General features: G+C 64.1%; 5 protein-coding genes and 1 pseudogene. 5 read left to right on the top strand and 1 reads right to left on the bottom strand.

Annotated features, from left to right (window positions below; all coding sequences use genetic code 11):
- The coding region (locus ACJH7A_RS29830) for a solute carrier family 23 protein (RefSeq protein WP_406803261.1) at nucleotides 1–1,790 on the top strand (1,790 nt) is incomplete at its 5' end.
- Between the two features lie 210 nt (nucleotides 1,791–2,000).
- A pseudogene (locus ACJH7A_RS29825) lies at nucleotides 2,001–2,133 on the top strand (IS256 family transposase); the annotation flags it as partial.
- Between the two features lie 98 nt (nucleotides 2,134–2,231).
- On the opposite strand, the gene ACJH7A_RS29820 reads toward ACJH7A_RS29825, so the two are convergent.
- The gene (locus ACJH7A_RS29820; RefSeq protein WP_406775975.1) at nucleotides 2,232–2,747 is read right to left on the bottom strand and encodes a hypothetical protein; all 516 of its coding nucleotides are present in this window, start codon (nucleotides 2,745–2,747) and stop codon (nucleotides 2,232–2,234) included.
- 638 nt (nucleotides 2,748–3,385) lie between these two features.
- Between ACJH7A_RS29820 and ACJH7A_RS29815 the strand changes: the two genes are divergently transcribed.
- The 3 genes from ACJH7A_RS29815 to ACJH7A_RS29805 all read left to right on the top strand — a co-directional run bounded on the left by ACJH7A_RS29815 (nucleotide 3,386) and on the right by ACJH7A_RS29805 (nucleotide 5,719).
- A complete protein-coding gene (locus ACJH7A_RS29815) occupies nucleotides 3,386–3,865 on the top strand; it encodes an MspA family porin (RefSeq protein ID WP_371824528.1) in 480 nt (159 codons plus the stop codon).
- A gap of 428 nt (nucleotides 3,866–4,293) precedes the next feature.
- The gene (locus tag ACJH7A_RS29810; protein WP_061004163.1) at nucleotides 4,294–4,977 is read left to right on the top strand and encodes an MspA family porin; all 684 of its coding nucleotides are present in this window, start codon (nucleotides 4,294–4,296) and stop codon (nucleotides 4,975–4,977) included.
- A 46-nt stretch (nucleotides 4,978–5,023) separates the two neighbouring features.
- Nucleotides 5,024–5,719 (top strand): hypothetical protein, encoded by a 696-nt coding sequence (locus tag ACJH7A_RS29805; RefSeq protein WP_084377652.1) that lies wholly within the window; start codon nucleotides 5,024–5,026, stop codon nucleotides 5,717–5,719.
- Nucleotides 5,720–5,851 lie beyond the last annotated feature (132 nt).

Genomic DNA, 5,851 nt, shown 5'->3' with positions numbered 1-5,851 from the left:
AATTATTCCTTGCAGGACAGGCACTTTCGCTTATCTACACACCCCCACAGTCAACATTCCACGAAAAATCCGGGCTAAGCGACATCGTTGTAGGGCTCATTGTCGTCGCGATCATGCTGAGCTGGAAACGAAGCCCGGCTCGGCTACAAATACTTCCCGGGCCGCTAGTCGCAATCGTCGCCGCGACGGCGATATCGTTCGTGCCGCCGCTGAACGCCGACAGAATCGAACTCAACGGTTCGATCCTCGACGCGATCGGCTTGCCGACTCTGCCGCACGGCACCTGGGTGCCGTTTGTACTGGCTGTGTTGACCATCGCGTTGATCGCCAGCGTGGAAAGCTTACTTTCGGCAGTTGCGGTCGACAAGATGCACAACGGCCCGAAAGCCGATCTGAACCGCGAGCTCATCGGTCAGGGCGCGGCCAATATGGTGTCGGGGATGCTCGGCGGGCTGCCGGTAACCGGCGTGATCGTCCGCAGCGCAACCAACGTGGCGGCCGGTGCACGCACGCAGGCTTCGTCGATTTTGCACGGCGTGTGGGTGCTGCTGTTTTCCGTGTTGCTGGCCGGTCTGGTGCAACAAATTCCGAAGGCCGCCCTGGCCGGGTTGCTGATCGTGATCGGTATCCAGTTGGTCAAGTTGGCACACATCCGGCTGGCCTGGCGTACCGGCGACCTGGCTGTTTATGCGATCACAGTCACCGGAGTTCTGTTCCTGAACCTGCTGGAAGGCGTCGCCATCGGCGTCGCCGTCACCCTCGTCGTGGTGTTGTGGCGGGTGGTGCGCGCCTCAGTACATGCCGAACCGATCGACGAGGAGCATCACGAATGGCGTCTCACACTCGAAGGAGCCCTCAGTTTCCTTTCCTTGCCGCGGCTATCGCGCGTGCTGGCCTCAATTCCGCGTGGCAGCCGGGTCACCGTGGAGATCACAGTCGACTTCCTTGATCACGCCGCATACGAGGCCATCGAGGAGTGGGCTCGGCGGCACCGCCTAGCTGGCGGCTCGGTTTGCATCGACGAAATCGGCGAGAGCGCGATGGCAGCGGCCACCGTAGGGCCGCCGATTCGCCGGTCGCACAGCGCGATAGCCCGCGGCCTATCGCCCTGGCGCTCTCACGGCCACCACCCAGGGGACACCGGTTCGATGCTCACCCCGGTGTTGGACGGCGTCGCGCGTTACCATCGCCGACACGCCCCGCTGCTTCGCGAACATTTCAACGAGCTGCGCGGCGGGCAGCGACCGCGCGCTCTGTTCCTGACCTGCGCAGACGCTCGCTTGGTGCCCAATGTCATCACCGCCAGCGGGCCCGGTGACCTTTTCACCGTGCGCAACCTCGGCAACCTCGTTCAGCCGAACGCCGCTGACATGTCGATGGAAGCCGCATTGGCGTACGGAATCATCGAGTTGAACGTCAACACCATGATCATCTGCGGCCACTCCAGATGCGGAGCGATGACGGCATTGCTCTCCGAGGCTGGCCATCGTGACGGCATTCCCCCCGCTGTCGCGGCATGGATCGAACAGGCGCTGCCAAGCCTCGACGCGTTCCGCGCCGGTCACCCCGTCGGCCGGGCGGCGGCCAGGCAGGGGTATGACGCCTGCGATCAGTTGGCAATGGTCAACGTCGCTTGGCAAATTCAGAACTTGAAAGTCCATCCCGTGGTGGGTCCCGCTCTGGAAGAGCAGCGATTGGATACATTGGGGCTCTTCTTCGATATCGCCTCGGGCCGGGTACTGCGTATTACAGAGAGCGACGTCGAAAACCTCGGCGCGCCGAACGACTGACTCTTCCAACAGGGTAAGTCCCTCGGGCCTCGACAGCGGGGTCTCCAATCGGTCTCACGAATCTGCGCCGGCCCGGATGATTGATCGCCGGGATGCGGTTGCGGGCCGGCGGGCCAACTCGGGCGAGGGTGCGGGGCGCATGGTCGCCGGAGCGATCGCGTGATTCGTCGAGGGACCGACCAAAGTCACTCGAGCAAAGGAATCGACGCGATGACCACTGGCCACAATATTGACAGGCCGGCTGTGCTGGCTGATCGACTCACCGCCTGCCGCCCCGATGTGCTGCGCGAGCTGCTGGCAACTTTCATCCACGCCCTGATGGGTCGAAGCCGACGCTCTATGCTTCTCGAAGAGGCAGCCTCGGCGAGGTGCTCTTCACCCCAAACATGAACGGACGCAGTCGTTCTTGTTCAAGCTCCTCTGACGACGACGGGGCTAACCTCAGGCGTGCGTTCCTGCGGCGGCACATGCCGTTTGGGCGTTGTAGGCGTCGTTGTTGAGCTCGGTGGCCACATTGTCAAGGGTGTCACCGCCGCGGCGGAGTCCCATGATCAACAGGAGCTTCGTCGCGTCCACTGACCATGCCCGCATCGGCGCGGCGATCTCGGGCTGCAGACCCGGTGTCGCCGCCGCGGTCATGGCCGCGGCCGCCGCTTCCCGCAGCGCGGTCCGAGCGGTCACGTTACTGTTCCTGACAGTCGGATCTCTGTAGTCGGGAAGGTCCGTACCTTCGGTGGCGTCGGCGAAACCCGAGTAATTGGTCGCGGCGAAATTCAGCGTTGTGGCGAACTGCTTGCAGGCCACCGCCGCCGCGGGATTGACGTTGTCCGAGGTCGGCGCGGGGACCGTTACCATACCCGGAGCCGGCGTGTCCGTCTGTTCTGCGTCGTTGGGGTCGGCGGATGCGGTTGGGACGACCGCTAGCCCGATGCCAAACGCGATGAGAGACGCGGCCAACCCGCGCTCGCAAACATGTGATGACCTCAACAATTCCTCCTGCCGTGTCGGCCTGATCGCGGGCGATGCCGCGCCACCGGACCAGCTGATCTTGCCCTCACCGCCATTGAGCGGCTCTCCGTGCGAGACCACAGCAGAGTCAGGCGAATACGAGGCCGCGGTGATCGACAGAGAGCTCTCATGATCAGGTTCAAGGCATGGTTGTATATATCGAATGGTCGAGTCTACAGCTCACCAAATGATGAACCGCCGCTCAACGCTGGGTGCCCGTGCGGCGTCCATTCGATGCTGTGGACAGCCAGAGGCGCTCTCGATGGGTATGTGGCATGAACTGTTTTCGGTCCGTTTACCGTTTGGACACTCGGCCACTCAATCATACGACGCGACAGTTCCCTTGAATTCGGACCACGAGAGGCGTCACCGCGACCATGCCGAATCGTTTTGCCACCTTGACCGCCGTCTGCATGCTGATCCCGGTTGGGGTTGCGCCACTCGCGTCGGCCGAACCGCCCCCGGATCCCGCGGTGGAGCCGGCGGGAAACGCCGCACCTCCACCCCCGCCGAACAACGGCGCCGTCCCGTCCGCGGCACCGGGGGTCTTGGATACCCCGGACGGTTGGCATTTGACGGTGTCCGCGGTGGCCGAGACCCAGCTGCCGGTGGCGCCGCTGACTACCTCGCTGGCGTCGCGCGAATACCTCGTGGGCGGCACGTTCGCCGGGGCGATCACGGGCTCGGGTAAAACAAAGCTGAACGGCGGAAAACTGGAGGCAGGCTATCAGATCGGCTGCGGCATTACGCAAAATGCTATCGAAACTCTTGTCGGGGCCGGTATTACCCCTTCGATCCGCATACCGTTTGCTGGCAACGATCCGTCCTTCGCTCCGAACCTCACATACCGGGGAAGAATAGACCTCCGTCCCGGCACCGTGTCCACGGTTGCGGTCGACGAGAAAGAGTTCGAGGGGAAAGAAACGCGGGTCACGATCACCGGTTTCCGCATTGGCGTCGACCAATGTGCCGGTCAGTCGTTCATCCGGTCGTACGCGACGTTGACCAGCTCGACCGAGAACACCGAGGACGTCATCACCTATCTCGGTGTCACCAAGGCCGTGTGATGCGGTTTCGCAAGCGCGGCTGTGCCGGCGTCGATTTGGTGCCGCCGCGAAAGCCGCTCATGCAGCGAGACCTCGTGGGTTCAGGGATCGAGGCGCCGGTTCGCCTCCCGCCGACACCGGCGTATCCGTCACCGTGGTCACGCCCTGAACTGTCCGCCGACGTGATCAATCGCGCAGTGACCGAAGCGGTCCCGCGGGTCACGGTGCGTCGCCGGCTGGCCGCGGCGCGATCAAGCCGCGCCAATGGTTCACGTGTGCCGTTATCCGGCGAATCCATTTCAGAAATGGCTTACCAGCTTGAGAGACGCGCACTCGATAGTTTCGGGTGGCAAGTGTTGTTCATCCGTTCACCGTTTAGATACCTGGTCCATCGATCATTCGGCGGAACAGTTGCTTTGGATTACGACGACGAGAGGCGCCCCCGCACAATGTTTTATCGTTTAGCCACTCTGGCCGCTGTTTGCATGCTGGTCTCGACCGGGACAGCTCCGCTCGCCGCGGCGGAGCCGGATCCCAACCCGCCGCCGGTACCCGTCGCAAACGCCGGTCCCCCGCCGGACACCGGCGCCGTCCCGTCGGAGCAGCCGGGAATCGTCACGACCCCGGACGGCTGGCAGTTGACGGTGGCTGCGCTGAACGAGACCCAGCTGCCGGTGGCGCCGCTGACTACCGCGCTGTCGTCGCGCGAATACCTCGTGGGCGCCACGTTTACCGGGTCGATCACGGGCTCGGGTGACACCACGTTGGACGGCGGAAAGCTGGAGGTCGGCTATCAGATCGGCTGCGGCATCGAACTGGATAGGGTCAGGCTGGCTGGCCAGATCGGCATTGGCACGTCGGGGTCGACGCTCGCGGGTCTCGTACCTACCGGCGCCTCGCTCCCGATCAGCGGTACGTTTGAAGTCCAGCCCAAGCCGGGCGAGGTGACCACCGTTTCGGTGACCAAGAAGAAGTTCAAGGCCCAGGATGCCCGGGTCACCGTCAAGGATGTTCACATCAAGATCGACGGCTGCGTCGGTCAGTCGTTCCTGCGGTCATTCGCGGTATTGACGAGTTCGACCGCGGACACCAACGACATCGTCGCTTACTACGGCGTCACCAAGACCGTCTGACATCAGAGGTGGAGCGTGGGTATCCGAGCCGAAGGAGACGCCAGCCATGAGTAGCCGAGATCGCGGGGCGGTCGCCAAGGACGTGATCGCGAGCATTGTGGTGGCCGGTGCGCTCGCCGTCGGTGCGGCGGTCGCCCACGCGGCGCCCGCCGCTGCGGACCCTCCCGCGCCGCCCGCTGATCCGGCGATTCCGGTCCCGCCGCCGCAAGGGCCGACGATACCGATCATCGGCGCGCCTTTAGGGCCTAGTGGGCTTTCGGGATTGGCGCAAATTGGGGCTCCTGCCGCCGGCCCTCTTGGCCTACCCGAGATGCCCGACCCGACCGTCGGCAACGACTTGATGCTGGGCCAGAACCCAATTCCCTCGCCACCGGGCGGCCCCCCAGGCACGCCGCCGAACCTCAACGCGTTCAACAACGCCTACCTGCTCCCGCAGAACGTCGATCCCGCAGCGCCCGGCCAGGGAACGATGTTCGGGGTGGCGCCGGGCGATGAGAATGCGGACATCTCCGGCTTGGACTACCTCAGGCGCCTGCGTGCGATGTATAGCGACGACCGTCTGAAAGGCGGGCTTCTCGGCCAGATGCCACTGGATCAGCTCGGTGAGCCGCTGCCTGGTACCGCGCCCCCGCCCGGTACTGCGATTCCGGCCGGGCTGGGACAGGTCTTGCCGGATCAACCGCCGATCGTTTCACCCGGGCCGCCGCCGGTAAGTCCACCGGGGCCGCCGCCGGCCGGTTAACCTCCGCCGGTCCGTGGTACGCGGACCGCGTCGACGGTCGCTTCGATCAGCCGGTCTAGCCCGGATTTTGCGTGGTAATTGGTGTGGGTTCGGTGTGATGCCGAGTTGTGTTGTTGGGTAGTGGTTTTCGTG

The organism is Mycobacterium sp. SMC-17 (assembly GCF_045310915.1).
GTDB lineage: Bacteria > Actinomycetota > Actinomycetes > Mycobacteriales > Mycobacteriaceae > Mycobacterium.
Note: the sequence above shows the minus strand (reverse complement) of the source record. Positions and strands in the feature narration are given on the sequence as shown.